The sequence below is a fragment of the Lactiplantibacillus mudanjiangensis genome, from assembly GCF_005405385.1.
In the GTDB taxonomy this organism is placed as follows: Bacteria; Bacillota; Bacilli; order Lactobacillales; family Lactobacillaceae; genus Lactiplantibacillus; species Lactiplantibacillus mudanjiangensis.
The window spans coordinates 650959-666310 of sequence record NZ_BJDY01000003.1; the positions used below are offsets into that span (position 1 = coordinate 650959).

Consider the following 15352-nt stretch of genomic DNA (forward strand, 5'->3'; position numbering starts at 1 on the left):
TAAATTAAATAAATTTATCAAAATGGTTTTTTTGTGCTATGATGAATTTGAATATTTTTAAAGGGGGCTTATATAATGGAATACGGATTTGGAATGGCAAAAATAACACCGACCGTTGGTGTCCAAATGGAAGGCTACCAGTCCAGATATGCCCAAAGTATTCATGACGATTTGTACGTTGCTGCTAGTGTCATCAAACACGCATCGACAACGGTGGTATTGATTTCAATGGATATTGTGGTAGTGCCTGGTTTTCGTGCTGATCGGATTAAACGGCGTTTAAGTGAAATTTATCAATTACCAGCATCGCAGATTATTATTTCAGCTAATCATACGCATTCAGGCCCAGTCGTATCTGATTTATTACTAGATAATGCAGAAGTTTCAGAAACATACTGGCAATTAATAACGCAGCAGGCCTTGCAAGCAGTAGCCCAAGCAATGACGATGTTGCAGGGAGTTACGGCCGTTTTGACTAAATCACCGGTAGCTGATAAGGTCTATGGTAACCGGAACAACCCAATGTTTGCCTATAATAATCAGTTAGTCGAAGTACGTTTTTTACACGCAAATCAGTTATATGGCAGTATCTTTCTATTAGCTAGCCATCCAACGGTTTTAAACGCACAGAATTTGGCAATCTCTGGTGATTTGATCAGTCAGCTGCGACGTGATTATCAACAGACTTTTGGGATAACGCCATTTATTGCTTTAACCGATTGTGGTGATACAAGTACGCGTTATACGCGACAGGCTAGTACATTTGCAGAAGTTGAGCGCTTGGCAAAGTTAATCGTTAAGTCAGTTCGAAAGCCGGTATTAGAGCTGCCAATTTGTTTTAATAATTTTAGCTTGAAACAAATTTCCTATGAGTGTGCATATGATCCAATGACTAACCCACAAGCGACTGCATTGTATCATCATTTAACAAGCAGATATGAGCAAGCCGTTGGGTCAGACAAAGAAAAATATGCTGGGTTTGTTTCAACATATACGCATATTCGGTATTTAGGACATACCCATTTTCAAACGAAGGCATTTATTTGGGACTTTGATGACTTGCGCGTGATTACTTATCCTGGTGAACTTGTTTATGCACTTGGTCAACGGCTCCGTAATATTGACTCTAAGCCAACTTTGTTAATCACTTTGGCCAACGATTATCGGGGCTACTCGGTTGATGAAAAGAAATTTGGTCAATATTTTGAAAGCTCAAACAGCGTCTTTTTAAAGGGTATGGCCGACGAGTTTGTTAATAGAATTATTGCTGGAGTTACGACTAAATAAACCAGTCATCACAAGTTAGTCAGCGATATGAATAGCTTTAAGATGTGTTTATCCGTGATTCAGCTATTTTCATTTTTCTAGAAATTTAATCGTCTAAAGGCTGAAAATTAAATATGGTGACATAATCCATATCAATATTGGTCTGAGTACGGGCTTCCACCTAGCTTTCGGACCTAGCATCGCTAGTTTCAAAAATCATCTGGACTAACGATGTTTTTATAGCCGACACCATCGTTGGCTGACTCCGATTAGATTACGGATATCAATCAAGTTTGTAATCATTAATATAACCGAGAGTGAGCACACATTGAGCCCAGCCGTGGGAGTCTCTTAGCAATTTATCGCTTAGAGACTGGCGCTTTTGAAACACGGTTTGGGTGGTTCAAAACGATGGTTCAGACTGCCTTTTTGGCTGAACCGGTCCACCCACAGCGTTCCGGCTCAATGTGGGTGAATGGCAGGTGGCAAGTCAGTCTATTTTAAATTATGATATGCTTGCCATATTAACGATTAGTGCTAATTTAGGTAATCATAATAAAAAGTCCTATATATAGTTATTTGTTGCTTTAACTATATATAGGACTTTTAGCATACCTAGCGTTAATCTTCGTTAAACAAAGCCGGATCAATCTTCCGATCCTTAAAGTAATATTCGCGATCATGTTCGCCAACGGTTCTTAAGACGTGACAAGGGTTCCCAACCGCCACAACGTTATCTGGCAAGTCTTTCGTGACGATACTCCCGGCGCCAATGACGACGTTATCGCCAACCGTCACGCCAGGTAAAACGACAACGCTAGCACCGAGCCAACAGTTTCGACCGATGTGGACGGGCATATTGTATTGATAATTTTGTTCCCGCAAGCTGGGCCAGATCGGATGTCCAGCCGTCGCTAAGGTAACGTTCGGGCCAATCATGGTATGATCGCCAATATAGATATGCGTATCATCGACCATTGTTAAGTTAAAGTTGGCATACACATTTGCGCCAAAGTGGACGTGATGCGCCCCCATGTTAGCGTGAAATGGCGGTTCCAAGTAACAGTTGGGGCCGATTTCAGCGAACATTTCTTGCAACAAAGCTTGTTGTTTTTCCGGTTCACTAGGACGTGTGTGGTTGTAATCATAGAGCTGATCTAAATAGTGTTTTTGCTGGACTTCAATTTCGGGATCATCGGGTAAATAGAGATCACCGGTATGCATTTTTTCAAGATTTGACATGAGTTAAGTGTCCTTTCGAGGTTTGCCAGGCCCAAAGCCCGGTCAACAGTGTAAGTAACGATAAACTGCCCGCAATCCAACCTAAGACATTTGTCGTCAACGTGGCACCGCCTAATTGTCCAAGCCCGTTCCAGACAAGTGGGGCGAAGAAGGCACTGATGATGGTCGCAATCGTGATGCGACTACTCATCGTGTCAATTTGATTACCGGTTAAGTTGGCTTGGCTCGTAAACACGAGATACGGGCCGGTGTACGAGTAGATGAAGTTGAAGAAAATGGCAGCGACAATGCCGAGCAAGGGTTGTTGCGTCCGCCACAAGATGAGTACCGACACGGCGGCACCGGCGTAACCGAGCATTAAGGTATAGCGATGCAAGTGGTGGTGCAGTCGGCCAAAGGTGAACCCAGCCACGAGACCGCCGAGATTCATTGCAGCCAAGGTGAGGTTCATCACGCTGGCATTGCCAAAGTGGCGTTCAGTGAACAAAGTTGGTAATTTCAGTTGAACGCCCCAAATCAACAAATAGGTGACAAAGGTTAACGCTAATAAGACCCAACGCGAAGCTGGTAAACTAGCAGCTTGATGTGCCACGGGTTCAGCGTCTTTAGTTGCAGGTAAGGCGGGAATGGCCAACAAAGCGACCGCGCCTAACAATAAGTAAAGCAAGAAGACGGCCCGCCAACTGATCACCACTAACCAACCCGCTAAGACGAGTAATACCGCATTGCCCAGCGCGGACAACCCCGTTTGATAACCGAGCAACCGGGCGCGCAAGTCGCCTTGATACGTATGGGCAATCAGGCCAATGGCGTGAGGTGAAAACAAGCCAATCCCGAAGCCGAGAATAATACGACTGAGCATGAGTAACGCAAAGTTCGTTAAGACTAACGGGATGACCCCGGCAATGGCACCGAGTAACAGACCACTGATCACCACTTGTCGACTGCCAAATCGTTGCGTTAAGCGGGGATTCAAGAGCAACGTTAATAAGGCACTCAAGTTAGCACTCGTGACGACCCATTCAATTAAGGTCGGGGTCACGTTGGGAAACTGCTGACTCAATTGGGGGATAATCCCCGTAATCACGGTGGTAACGCCACTCACAAAGGAGAGACTTAAAATGCTGGCCGTGGTGAGTTTACTGGGCGTGCTCATTGTGGTGCGACCAGCAAGTCGGCCATAAAGGCTAAGACGCCTTGGCTTTCATTATCGGTGGTTTGATCGTCAGCGACTGCTTTAACGTCTGGTTGGGCATTTTGCATCGCGACACCTAAGCCGACTTCACGAATCATTTCAAGATCGTTACCACCATCGCCAAAGGCACACATCTCATTGAGGCCAATGCCTAAAATATCCCCGAGTTCTTGCAACCCAGCGGCTTTGTGTGTGCCAATCTGGATCACATCAATGTCACCATGACCACTACTAGTTGGAACTGCTAAACCAACGAGTTCTTCACGGAGTTGGTCCACAATTTCCATGGTCCGTTCGACTGGGCAAGTGATCGCAAATTTTAGCACTTTATCATCGATATCATCAAAGCTGTCAACGGCGGCTAATTCTGGATAGTAGCGATTGACGTCAGCCACATGGACAGGATCTTCAGTGGTTAGGACATACGCGCGCCGCAAGCCACAAACCGTGAGTTGCAGATCTGGAATCGCTTGCAATTTCGGTAAAATTTGCGCGACCACCGCCGGGTTAAACGTATGTGCAGCATAAGTTTGTTTTAAGTCGCGAATGTAGGCGCCGTTTTCAGCGACATAAATGGTATCTGGATATTTGGTGAAGAAGGATTTCAATTGGTAATATTGATTCCCGCTAGCGACCACCCAACGAATGCCTTGTTGTTTGAGTTGGTCATGAATCGCGGCGAACTTGTCTTCATCATAAGTCATGTCGTGGCGTAAAAAGGTCCCATCCATATCGGTTGCAATTAATTTAATCATCAGTAAAACTCCTTTATTTTTCAAACTAAAAACGCTTAGTTCGGATTAACTGAGCGTAGTTTAGCATGCGTAAAAGTGTTTTAGGGGACAATTTTAAAGGCAACTGGTATCAATTTTGTGATAGCGTTGATAGGCCTGACGGTAATCGGTTGGTGTGAGGCCTTTCCATGCCTTGAAGTTGCGATTCAACGTTTTAGCGTTGGTGAACCCACATTGCACAGCGATATAATCAACCTTGGTGTCCGTGGATAAAAGTAAACGCCGTGCATTCATTAACCGGACTAAACGCAAATAGCGATTGACTGACATTTGGAGATTCGTGTTGAACTGCTGATTCAAGGTGGTCAGTGAAACGTGATATTGTTCGGCCAAGGTGGCGCCAGTAATGGGTTCAGCATAGTGGTCATTAATCGTCGTCATGATCAGATCGGTCAATGACTGGTTGGGATTAACACTTTGATCATCGCTCGCAATGGTAAAGTGTTGATCGAGTTCCACTAGTAGTTGAAAAAAGTGGCTCAGCACTAGCAAGCGAATATCATCGGTGACGCCTTGATGAAGTAAGTCGTGAATCGCAATTAACTGATCGCGCACGCGGGCATAACTAGTTGGTTGTGGCGTTTGCTCGGCTGGCGCGGTTAATGTTAACTGCCAATTGGCACTGGCTGGTAATTGACTGAGCAAGTAGTCGTCATCAATGATAAGGCCAAACTCATCCCAAGCTTGATCGGGATCACCGCTGGCGCTGTGCACGCTGCGCCGATTAGTGGCCCAAACGTCGCCAGGCTGGTATTCGGTCGTTTGTCCATCGGTAACGAACTTTAGCGGCCCGCCAGCGACTAAGTAGTTTAGTTCGATCCCTTGATGCCAATGCGGCGCGACATCGATCGATGTTTTGGGATCATGTTCATAATATTTAAACGGTAGGCGGGGCATGGACTGCACCGTTTCGTGTTGGATTTGCAAAGTTGTCACCTCAAAATCAGGGTGTGAAAAATGACCCTAATTGCTTTTAATATTGACCCATAGTTTGGGTGGTAAACTGATAAACTTAATTGTAACCGTTTTTAGAGAGGAAGGTCAAAAGATAATGTCAATTCAATTAGTTGCCATCGATGTCGATGATACGTTATTAAATTCAAAGGGAAAATTAAGTTCGAGTACCATTACCGCGGTTAAAGCGGCGTTAGCGCAAGGCGTGAAGGTTGTGCTATGTTCTGGTCGGCCACTAGCTGGAGTCCAACCATTCTTAGATCAATTAGGAATTAGTGGTGACGATCAATACGTAATCACTTACAATGGTGCGATTACGGCCACCGTTGCCGGTGAAGTTTTGGCAAAACACCTCGTGACTAATCAACAATACCGAGAATTGACCACGTTTGCGCAAGCGCATCAGGCCGGTTTTAACGTCTTGGATACGCATAGCGTGATTTATACGGCGGATCGAGATGTGAATCCGATCACGGTGGTCCAAGCTTGGGAAAATTCGGCCGGGCTATTGATTCGGACGCCGGATGAATTGCCCGCTGACTTTGAAATTACCAAAGGCGTTTTTGGTGGTACGGCCGAAGAACTTGATGCCATTGAACCGACTGTTCGGTCAACGTTTGGGGATGACCTATACGTTGTGCGGGCCGCGGCCAATTTCTTAGAAGTATTGAATCCGGTCGTGAATAAGGGGCAAGCCTTACGCGAGTTAGCCAAGAAACTAAATTTACCAGCCAGTGATATTATGGCGATTGGCGATGAACGTAATGATTTACCGATGTTTGCCTTTGCAGGCACTGCGGTCGCCATGGGCAATGGTAACCCAGTGGCTAAGGGACAAGCCGATTATGTGACGGCGACAAATGATGAAGGTGGGATTGCTCAAGCCTTTACTGAATTTAAGTTAATTCCCGCACCGGTCAAATAAAAGGTTGACAGTTATTTAAAATGAGTTTATGATTACAAACATTAAAAATAAATGAGATCAAATCGTGATGATCGGAAGAGTAAAGCAGACAAATTGTTTAGAAAGCTGACGGCCGCTGCAAGTCAGTCAAGGCGTCTGGTTGAAAGTAATCCGTGAACGGTTAATGCGAACGTAAGTCAGTGTTAACTGGTGGCACCCATTATCGTGCAAACGTATCGTAGAGTGTGATTAATACCGGGTAGTTACCCGTGCGTTGCCTAGGATTAGGCCTAATGCGGGTTTGACATTGGGGCTAATTCGTAGCAAGCACCGGTAACTGGTATTAATCACACGTTTCGGCAAGCTAAATCAAACCTGCCGATCTACCGTACGCGATGAGGTGATGTGACGTGAGTCCATCACGAACTAAGGTGGTACCACGCGAGCGCGTCCTTTGAAATTAATTTTTCAGAGGACGCGTTTTTTATTTGGCATGAAGGGAGTTGAAGGGTGTGCAGTTAGCAACGAGTAATGGTGGGTTAAGTCGAGTGACGTTGAGATTAGATCAATGGCGACAGTTACGCACAATTCTGAGGAGGAACCACTTATGCAAACACAAAAATTATCTTTCAAACATTATCTCATCATCGGCTCAATGCTATTCGGCATGTTCTTTGGTGCCGGTAATCTGATCTTTCCGATTCATTTAGGTCAATTAGCCGGGGCCCATTGGTTAACGGCGGGGGTCGGCTTCTTGTTGACGGGGACGTTATTACCGTTGCTCGGTATTATTGCGATTAGTGTCACCCGCAGTTCCGGCATTTATGAGTTAGCGCGACCAATCGGTAAACGATACGCAACTATCTTTATGGTCTTAACTTGTGCCACCCTTGGCCCATTGTTTGCAACGCCACGGACGGCCACAACCCCATTTCAAATTGGAATTGCTAGCCATGTGAGTGCCAGTCAAGCACCGTTATTCTTGCTTATCTACTCCTTGATCTTCTTTGCGATCACGTACTGGGTATCGCGCAAACCTACCAAGATCATTGATACGATTGGTAAATTACTCAATCCAGCATTCTTAATCTTATTAGCCATTATTTTCGGGATTGCGTTTACCCACCCATTAGGTTCGGCGCACGCGACGGCGACGACTGCGGCGTATCAAAGCGATGCGTTCTTAAATGGCTTCTTGCAAGGGTACAATACGATGGATGCATTAGCGGCATTGCTCTTTGGGATTGCGGTGGTCACCACCATTCGAAGTCTCGGCCAACATGATGCCAATGATATTGCCAAAACTGCGGCTAAATCAAGTTTGTTAAGTATTACGTTAGAAGCTGCGATTTATCTTGGTTTGATCTGGCTAGGGGCCACGTCATTGACTCATTTTAAGATCTCAACTGATGGCGGGATTGCCTTTTCACAGATTGCCAATGCGTTTATGGGGGTTCCCGGAGCGATCATTTTAGCGATTATGGCGACGTTAACTTGTTTAACCACTTCAGTTGGTTTAGCGTCATCGTTTTCAGAAGCATTACATGCGAAGTTTCCTAAGATTAGTTATCTGGCCTGGAATCGCTTGGCTTGTGGGGCGTCATTCTTAATTGCCAATATTGGCTTAGATGCGATTATTGCATGGTCAACACCGATGTTAATGTTCCTTTATCCACTAGCAATTACCTTGATTATCTTGTCGATTGCTTCGCCGTTATTTCAAAAGGACCCGATTGTTTATCGGTGGACGACAGCGTTAACGTTAATTCCAGCCGCTTTTGATGCGTTAGGCGCCGCGCCAGCTGTGATTACCCGTCAAGGTTGGGCGCAATGGTTGTTAGTCCTTGATGCCAAGTATTTACCAATGGCCAAGTTAGGCATGGATTGGGTGGTACCGGCGTTGATCGGCTTAATGATTGGGCTAAGCTGGTATGCGATTCGCCGGTTTATCTTAGGTCGGCAGTTAAAAGGCGACCAGGCGTAGAAGGTGTATCATAGAAAGCACATAACTTTTTAAAGGATGATGTTTGTGAATTTCTTAGGGCCATTATGTTTATTGATTATTGCCACCACTTTGGCAGGGCACTTCGCTCATCGGCTGGGGATACCGGCGGTGATTGGTGAAATCTTAGTTGGTGTTTTGTTAGGACCAGCCGTCTTCAATGTGATTCAGCTCAATCATTTGGTGCAAACATTCGCTGATATTGGCGTGGTGGTCTTAATGTTTATCGGTGGTTTAGAAAGTAATCTGACGCTTTTGCGTAAATATTTAAGACCAGCCATTATTGTGGCAATTATCGGTGTGATTTTCCCGGTGGTCGTGATGGGGTTGGTCAGCCGCTTGTTCCAATTCAGCTGGTTTGAAGCGTTATTCATTGGCGTGATCTTTTCAGCCACATCGGTTTCCATTTCAGTTGAAGTGTTAAAAGAGTTTAAAGCGCTGGATACCAAAGAAGGTGCCACAATTCTGGGTGCTGCTGTAGCGGATGATATTATTGGCGTCATTTTACTCAGTATCATGATTTCAATGATGGGTCAGACGAGCGGTGTCAGCCAAACGAATCTTGGCTTGGTTTTGTTGGAACAAGTCGCGTTCTTTGTAGGCGTATTTGTCGTGATCAAATGGGGCGCGCCAATCCTAATGCGGTTAAGTGATCATTTGTTAATGTCGGCCAGCCCAACGATTATGGCGATCATTATTTGTTTGGCGATGGCTTGGCTGGCTAATCTGGTCGGCTTGAGTGGGGCAATTGGGGCATTCTTCGCGGGTGTAGCAATTGCGCAAACCGATTATCAAACGCAAGTGGATATTAGCATTGAACCGGTGGGGTATACGATGTTTATACCGTTGTTCTTTGCTAGCGTTGGCTTGAACATGACCTTTAAAGGGTTCTGGCAGTCGTTCCCATTCATTGTTGTGATGACAATTCTAGGGGTAGTGACCAAATTGGTTGGTTGCGGCTTGGGTGCTCGGTTGAATGGGTTTAGTGGCCGGAGTAACTATGTTGTGGGTGCGGGAATGATTTCTCGCGGTGAAATGGCCTTGATTACGGCTCAGATTGGGTTTTCAGCGCACTTGTTATCGAGTGATTACTATTCGGATGTTATTCTGGTCATCATTTTAGTGACGATGATTGCGCCATTCATGTTAAAAGACGCGATTCATCGTGCACCGAAGCTAATGGTCAGCGACAAGTCTGCTTAATCACGAACACATAGCGTTAATTTTAACCGGTTAGCCGGTTACACATAATACAAATAAGCCTCCGTCAAAATTTGACGGAGGCTTTTTAGGTTGCTATTCGGTTAACTGAACATTGTCGCTGACCGTTCGTCCAATTCGAGCCGGAACGCTGTGGGGAGACAGCTCAAGCCAAAAAGCGGTCTTGAGCTTCGTTTTGAACCGCAAAACCCACGTTTCAAAAGCGCCAGTCTCTAAGCGGTAAACCGCTTAGAGACGCCCACGGCTGGGCTCAAATTGGACTCGCTCACAGCTGATATAGCCGTAGATAGTCAGAGATGGCGCCAGCTATGATAACGTCGTTAGTCCGGATGGTTTTTCCGGACTTATGACGTGGACGACTTGGGAGACTAGCGGTTTCGGCTGGGCTTCCAAGCGAGGTGGAAGCCCGCTTTTTGGGCTGAAACCGGTCCACATAGCAGGCAGAATCACTGGCTATCGGAGGCGGCAATTACTGACCTAAACACGAACCTGATGTTCAATCGTAAATAACGTTGGATCTAAATGTGCGATCAGTGGCGACACATCACCGATACTGAGTAACGTTAAGTGATGCATGGCTCGTGAGGCAATCGTGTAGAGCAGACCGACTGAATCTTGATCAGGGTAGTTTTCTGCTGAAATATTGTAGGCAATTACTGAATCAAATTCCAACCCTTTGGCGAGGTAGATTGGTAAGACAATCACGCCTTGAGGCATCGTTCGATCACTGTCCGCCATTAACGTTGCTACAGTGTGGTGTTTCAAGTATTGGTAGACTTGTTTGCTTTCAGCTAAGTTCCGGGTCAATACCGCCACGGTATGTGTGGTGGTCAGTTGATGGGTCACTTCGCTGAGTAAGCCTTGTAACGCCTGATCTTCACCGTAACGAATCATGACTTTTGGCAAAGCCCCTTCACGCGTGAACGCTTGAATTTGGTCACCATCAGGTAATAAGGCTTTGGCAAAGTTGGTAATTTGCATCGTCGAACGGTAACTCTTATTCAACGTAATTAAGTTTACGCGGCGGACCTGGAAGGCATCACGCAACCGTTCTAATAGTTGCTTGGGCGCTTCAATCCCTTTAAATAAGGCTTGCTCACTGTCACCAAGTAAAGTGAACTTGGCTAACGGAAAGGCATGTTTGATATAAAGTAATTGCGCTAATGAGTAGTCCTGCATTTCATCGACAAAGATGTATTGCATCCGTCGATTCTCACCACTGCCGGTTAAAATGTCGCGTAGTAACAAGAGTGGGGCACAGTCAATCAAGGCGATGCGATGATACTCGATCCCAGCTTGGAACTGTTGGAGTCGTGTTTGCCAAGTTTCCGCGGTAATCGTGGCCGGATAAGTGGTCTGACTTAAAAAGTCGTTATATTGTTCATAGGTATCTAAGAAATAACCGTTATAAATGGCGTCGTAAACTTGCCGGAGTCGCTTGGTGACGATTTGTTTCCCAATATAGAAGACTTCATCATCCATCGATTGGAAATCCCCGCGACGTTTGTCACCGAGTAAGTCATGATACGTTTCATCGCTCATTTGATCGATTTGTTCATGGACCCAGTCGGCTTCAGCTTCTTGGTCGATCCGCCGTTTTAAGCGTTTGATCAACGTGTTTTTAATCGATAAGAACCGATCTGCTGGTTGCATCGCCGCTGGTAAAGCAGTCGCAATCGCTGTGATTTCTGCACGTGAGAAGAACGTTTCGCCATTAAAGACGATATTAGTGAACCGTAATTCGTTAGCTGGCAGTTGGTGACAATAATCGCTTACTTGCGTCATGAAGCTGGCGCCTTCTTGAAAGTCACGTACGGCACGATCAGTGGCATCGGCTTGTTGATCGACTTCATAACGTTCAAATAAACTTTGGACGCTCAACCCTTGGAAACGGGCACTTAAAAATTCGGCTAATGTGACTTGCCGCATATTACGTTCCCCTAAACTCGGTAGCACTTCTGAAATATAGTGACTGAACAAGCGGTTCGGTGAGAAAAGGACCATTTGATCAGCTTCGAGTGAAGCGCGTGAATGGTAGAGCAGAAAGGCAATCCGCTGTAAAATAGCGGATGTTTTCCCGGAACCCGCGACACCTTGCACGACCAGTAAATCACTATAAGTATCACGAATGATGTCATTTTGTTCTTTTTGAATCGTTGCGACGATGTTTTGCATGTAGGCATCATTTTGTTCACCGAGGACGGATTGCAAAATTTCATCACCAACAGTTTCGTTAGTATCGAACATATTTTTAATTTCGCCATGTTCAATTTGAAATTGCCGTTTTTTCAATAACTCAGTTGTTTGTTTGCCCGCTGGCGTGTCGTAATCGACCTGACCGAGCGTGCCATTATAGTAGACTGACGAAATTGGCGCGCGCCAGTCGTAGACTAAGAAGTTTTGTTGATCATCGACAAATGAGGCCGTCCCAATATAGAGCTGTTCGGCATCATCATCAGGATCGTCTTGAATATCGATGCGGCCAAAGTATGGGGAGTTACGCAGATCTTTTAAGACACCGACTTGGCGTTTTAAAATGGCTTCGGATTCCACGGCCCGTTCGACCATTTGCTTTTGTTGTTGGAGTTCGGCGTTGGTTTCAATCCGGTCATCAACTTCAAACGTATTGACCGAGTTGTTATCACCATAATTCTTCTGGATCACATCAGTTTCATAGTGAGCTTTGGCCACTAAATGATCAGTTTGTTCGGCGCGAGCTTTGATTTGCTCGATGACAGCATCCACCCGTTGCTGTTCTTGTTGTTGTGCGTCATTTGGTGTTGACAAACTACCAGCCTCCAGTCTAAGTTTCCGCTAAATTGCTTGAACAATTTTAGGCGGATTTAGGGGCGCTGTCAATCAAAGCGGTTGCGATTAGGCGAAAAAATGTTGCTTGCAACGATTGCCATTGTGTTCTAAGATGATTTTAATCATTCTTTAAAGGTTGGAAGCTATTTAGTTGGTAATAAATATTGATATGGCGAGTATTCACCATTTTGCCACCTACCGTTCGCCCGCCTTGAAACCGGTCCCCACAGCCGGCAGAATCACTGACTGGCGGAGGTGACTATATTGATAAGTGCTTCAATATTATAGGTGTTTTTCGACCTTTAAATTCTAACGAAACGGTGGTGGCAAAATGCAAGTGGCTTTAGCACAATTTGACATTAAGTTTGGTGATCCAGCGACGAATTATCAGCGGGTAGCAACCGCGGTCAAACAAGCATCACAGCAAGGCGCATCAGTGTTGGTGTTACCTGAGATGTGGAATACTGGCTATGCGTTAACTGATCTCGATCAGTTGGCTGATGTCGATGGTCAACGGACACGCCAGTTTTTAATCGATTTGGCACAACAGTATCAACTCAATATTGTCGGTGGCTCTGTGGCAGTAGCCCGAGAAAATTACTATTATAATGAAATGTTGGTTGTTGATCGCACCGGGAAGGTTCTTAGCCAATATGACAAAGTCCATCGGTTTGGCTTAATGCAGGAAGATCAATATATCACGGCGGGACAGACTGAAAATATCTTCCAATTAGATGGGGTACCGGCGATGGGCGTGATTTGTTACGATATTCGTTTTCCCGAGTGGTTGCGTAAGCAAGCGGCGCAAGGCCCCAAAGTGATCTTTGTCTCCGCTGAATGGCCGACAGTGCGGTTGCCACAATGGAGAATCTTGTTACAAGCGCGAGCGATTGAAAATCAGGCGTATGTCGTGGCGGTTAATCGCGTCGGCAGTGATCCTGATAATGACTTTGGTGGGCAATCGTTGGTGATTGATCCACTCGGGCAGGTGGTAACCGATGCCGGGGACCAAGCGACCGTGGTGACCACTGATCTTGATTTGACCCAAGTGGCGAAAGTCCGGAGCAGTATGCCAGTGTTTGCGGATCGACGCGTAGAGTTGTATTAATGATTTTTATCAAAATTGAAAAAATCATTGAAAATTTAAAAATCCCAATGACTTTAACGAAATCGACAAAAATCATTAAAATTAACTTTTGACACCACTCCGCGTAACGCTTACACTAGGAATAATTAATCGTTGAAGAAAAGAAAAGTAGGGCGCCCACCGAACAGAGACCGTGTATTAGCTGCAAGCACGGACGGGCAACTGAATTGGCTTTTTGGAGATTCGGTGCAAACCGGGAACCCACCCTTATCGGCAGAATGAGTGGCAGAAACAGTTTCTGCAATTTAGGTGGTACCACGGTAATGCGTCCTAATTGACTATTGCATAGTTGATGGGGCGCTTTTTTAGTGGCCTGACATCAACCAGACTGAAAGGATGTTTTAACATGACAAAAAAAGTACTTTTAACCGGTGACCGCCCAACTGGTCAACTGCATATTGGCCATTATGTGGGATCATTGCGTAACCGCGTGGCTTTACAAAATACGGGTGATTATGAGTCATACATCATGATCGCGGATAACCAAGCGTTAACTGATAATGCGCATGATCCTGAAAAAATTCGCAAGAGTTTATTACAAGTGGCAATGGATTATTTGGCAGTGGGGATTGATCCTGAAAAATCAACAATTTTAGTACAGTCACAAATCCCGGCATTAACGGATATGATGAACCAATTCTTGAACTTGGTGACTGTTTCACGGTTGAACCGTAATCCAACTGTTAAAACTGAAATTAAGCAAAAGGCGTTTGGTGAAAGTGTCCCAGCTGGGTTCTTCGTTTACCCGGTAAGCCAAGCCGCTGATATTACGGCGTTTAAAGCCACAACTGTGCCAGTTGGCGACGACCAAGCACCAATGTTGGAACAAACCCGCGAAATTGTGCGGAGCTTCAATAAGACTTATGAACAAGATGTCTTAGTTGAACCAGAAGGGTATTTCCCACCAAAAGGATTAGGTCGGATTCCTGGTTTAGATGGCAACGCTAAGATGAGCAAGTCATTAGGCAATGCGATCTATTTAGCCGACGATGCTGATACGGTTCAAAAGAAAGTCATGTCAATGTATACCGATCCTGATCATATTCATGTGGAAGATCCAGGTAAGGTTGAAGGTAATACGGTCTTCACCTACTTAGATATCTTCGGTGAAGATACGGCTAAGATCGCAGACTTAAAGGCGCAATATCAACATGGTGGTCTCGGTGATGTCAAGATTAAGCGTTACTTGATTGACGTGTTAGATGGTGTGCTACGTCCGATCCGTGAACGGCGTGCGATCTATGAAGCTGATCCTGCTCAAGTCTTACGTATCTTAGAAGCTGGGACCGCTAAAGCCAACGTGGTCGCTGACCAAACATGGGCTGAAATGCAAGCTGCTATTGGGATTAACTATTTCGCAAAATAATTAGCTAAGTTAAAAGAAAACATTTTAATAACTGTTAGGTTAATTGCCTCGATTGGTTGTGGAGTATAAACCAATTGACGCCCTGTAAAAATCAACTTTCTAGAAATCTAAAATTTCAAAAATGAAATTCAAATTTTTGAAATTATTCATTTACTAGTTATACTTGCAGTTGAAAGTATGGAATACAAAACAACACCTAAAAAGGGAACTTGTCCGCCAAGATGAGGTTCCCTTTTTGTGTTGCTTGAAGACTACCGTCGGTTAAGTCATTTAGTGAAGATCGCAACAACGACGCCCGCAATTACGCCACCAATGATAGTCACGGCCAAGGATGAAGGTGTAGAATACAAAAGCAACACACCCTTTCCATCATGGCAAAGGGGTCAAACAACGTACTAATCACATAGGAACGTTGTAGCTAAAACAAGATGGTTGAAATTCAATGACGTAAGG

11 protein-coding genes and 1 other annotated feature are annotated in these 15352 nt (G+C 45.1%); of the genes, 6 read left to right on the forward strand and 5 right to left on the reverse strand.

Features of this window, described 5'->3' with window-relative positions:
* Window positions 1-75 precede the first annotated feature (75 nt).
* Window positions 76-1287: a neutral/alkaline non-lysosomal ceramidase N-terminal domain-containing protein gene (locus FFM84_RS07810; protein WP_130844173.1), complete on the forward strand. Its 1212-nt coding sequence runs from the start codon at window positions 76-78 to the stop codon at window positions 1285-1287.
* A 600-nt stretch (window positions 1288-1887) separates the two neighbouring features.
* Here FFM84_RS07810 and FFM84_RS07815 read toward each other — a convergent pair.
* The 4 genes from FFM84_RS07815 to FFM84_RS07830 form a co-directional block, all read right to left on the reverse strand.
* Window positions 1888-2508, reverse strand: coding sequence for a sugar O-acetyltransferase (locus FFM84_RS07815; protein WP_130844172.1), 621 nt, complete (start codon window positions 2506-2508; stop codon window positions 1888-1890).
* Complete coding sequence (locus tag FFM84_RS07820; protein WP_130844171.1) at window positions 2495-3664, reverse strand: MFS transporter; 1170 nt, start codon at window positions 3662-3664, stop codon at window positions 2495-2497. The genes FFM84_RS07815 and FFM84_RS07820 overlap by 14 nt, the downstream gene beginning before the upstream one ends.
* Window positions 3661-4458: a Cof-type HAD-IIB family hydrolase gene (locus FFM84_RS07825; RefSeq protein WP_130844170.1), complete on the reverse strand. Its 798-nt coding sequence runs from the start codon at window positions 4456-4458 to the stop codon at window positions 3661-3663. The genes FFM84_RS07820 and FFM84_RS07825 overlap by 4 nt, the downstream gene beginning before the upstream one ends.
* A 93-nt stretch (window positions 4459-4551) precedes the next feature.
* A complete protein-coding gene (locus tag FFM84_RS07830) occupies window positions 4552-5424 on the reverse strand; it encodes an AraC family transcriptional regulator (RefSeq protein ID WP_130844736.1) in 873 nt (290 codons plus the stop codon).
* A 124-nt stretch (window positions 5425-5548) separates the two neighbouring features.
* On the opposite strand from FFM84_RS07830, the gene FFM84_RS07835 reads away from it, so the two are divergent.
* The 3 genes from FFM84_RS07835 (at window position 5549) to FFM84_RS07845 (ending at window position 9560) form a co-directional block, all read left to right on the forward strand.
* Entirely contained in the window at window positions 5549-6376 is an 828-nt protein-coding gene (locus tag FFM84_RS07835) for a Cof-type HAD-IIB family hydrolase (protein WP_130844169.1), read from the forward strand.
* 58 nt (window positions 6377-6434) lie between these two features.
* Window positions 6435-6813, forward strand: a binding site (T-box leader).
* Window positions 6814-6962: 149 nt separating this feature from the next.
* Entirely contained in the window at window positions 6963-8339 is a 1377-nt protein-coding gene (gene brnQ / locus FFM84_RS07840; RefSeq protein ID WP_165450281.1) for a branched-chain amino acid transport system II carrier protein, read from the forward strand.
* A 45-nt stretch (window positions 8340-8384) separates the two neighbouring features.
* The gene (locus FFM84_RS07845) at window positions 8385-9560 is read left to right on the forward strand and encodes a cation:proton antiporter (protein WP_130844167.1); all 1176 of its coding nucleotides are present in this window, start codon (window positions 8385-8387) and stop codon (window positions 9558-9560) included.
* A gap of 495 nt (window positions 9561-10055) precedes the next feature.
* On the opposite strand, the gene helD is transcribed toward FFM84_RS07845, so the two are convergent.
* Complete coding sequence (gene helD, locus FFM84_RS07850; protein ID WP_130844166.1) at window positions 10056-12365, reverse strand: RNA polymerase recycling motor HelD; 2310 nt, start codon at window positions 12363-12365, stop codon at window positions 10056-10058.
* Between the two features lie 352 nt (window positions 12366-12717).
* On the opposite strand from helD, the gene FFM84_RS07855 reads away from it, so the two are divergent.
* Both FFM84_RS07855 and trpS read left to right on the forward strand, forming a co-directional pair.
* Window positions 12718-13494, forward strand: a complete 777-nt coding sequence (locus FFM84_RS07855; RefSeq protein ID WP_130844165.1) for a carbon-nitrogen family hydrolase — start codon at window positions 12718-12720, stop codon at window positions 13492-13494.
* A 385-nt stretch (window positions 13495-13879) separates the two neighbouring features.
* Window positions 13880-14899 carry a tryptophan--tRNA ligase gene (gene trpS, locus FFM84_RS07860; protein ID WP_130844164.1) on the forward strand — a complete coding sequence of 340 codons (1020 nt, stop codon included), beginning with the start codon at window positions 13880-13882 and terminating at the stop codon, window positions 14897-14899.
* Window positions 14900-15352: the final 453 nt, after the last annotated feature.

Bases quoted from the DNA above. Each gene is read 5' to 3' on its own strand.
- FFM84_RS07855 (WP_130844165.1), top strand. From the start codon at position 12,718: ATGCAAGTGGCTTTAGCACAATTTGACATTAAGTTTGGTGATCCAGCG.
- trpS (WP_130844164.1), top strand. From the start codon at position 13,880: ATGACAAAAAAAGTACTTTTAACCGGTGACCGCCCAACTGGTCAACTG.
- FFM84_RS07835 (WP_130844169.1), top strand. From the start codon at position 5,549: ATGTCAATTCAATTAGTTGCCATCGATGTCGATGATACGTTATTAAAT.
- FFM84_RS07825 (WP_130844170.1), bottom strand. From the start codon at position 4,458: ATGATTAAATTAATTGCAACCGATATGGATGGGACCTTTTTACGCCAC.
- FFM84_RS07820 (WP_130844171.1), bottom strand. From the start codon at position 3,664: ATGAGCACGCCCAGTAAACTCACCACGGCCAGCATTTTAAGTCTCTCC.
- FFM84_RS07810 (WP_130844173.1), top strand. From the start codon at position 76: ATGGAATACGGATTTGGAATGGCAAAAATAACACCGACCGTTGGTGTC.
- FFM84_RS07815 (WP_130844172.1), bottom strand. From the start codon at position 2,508: ATGTCAAATCTTGAAAAAATGCATACCGGTGATCTCTATTTACCCGAT.
- brnQ (WP_165450281.1), top strand. From the start codon at position 6,963: ATGCAAACACAAAAATTATCTTTCAAACATTATCTCATCATCGGCTCA.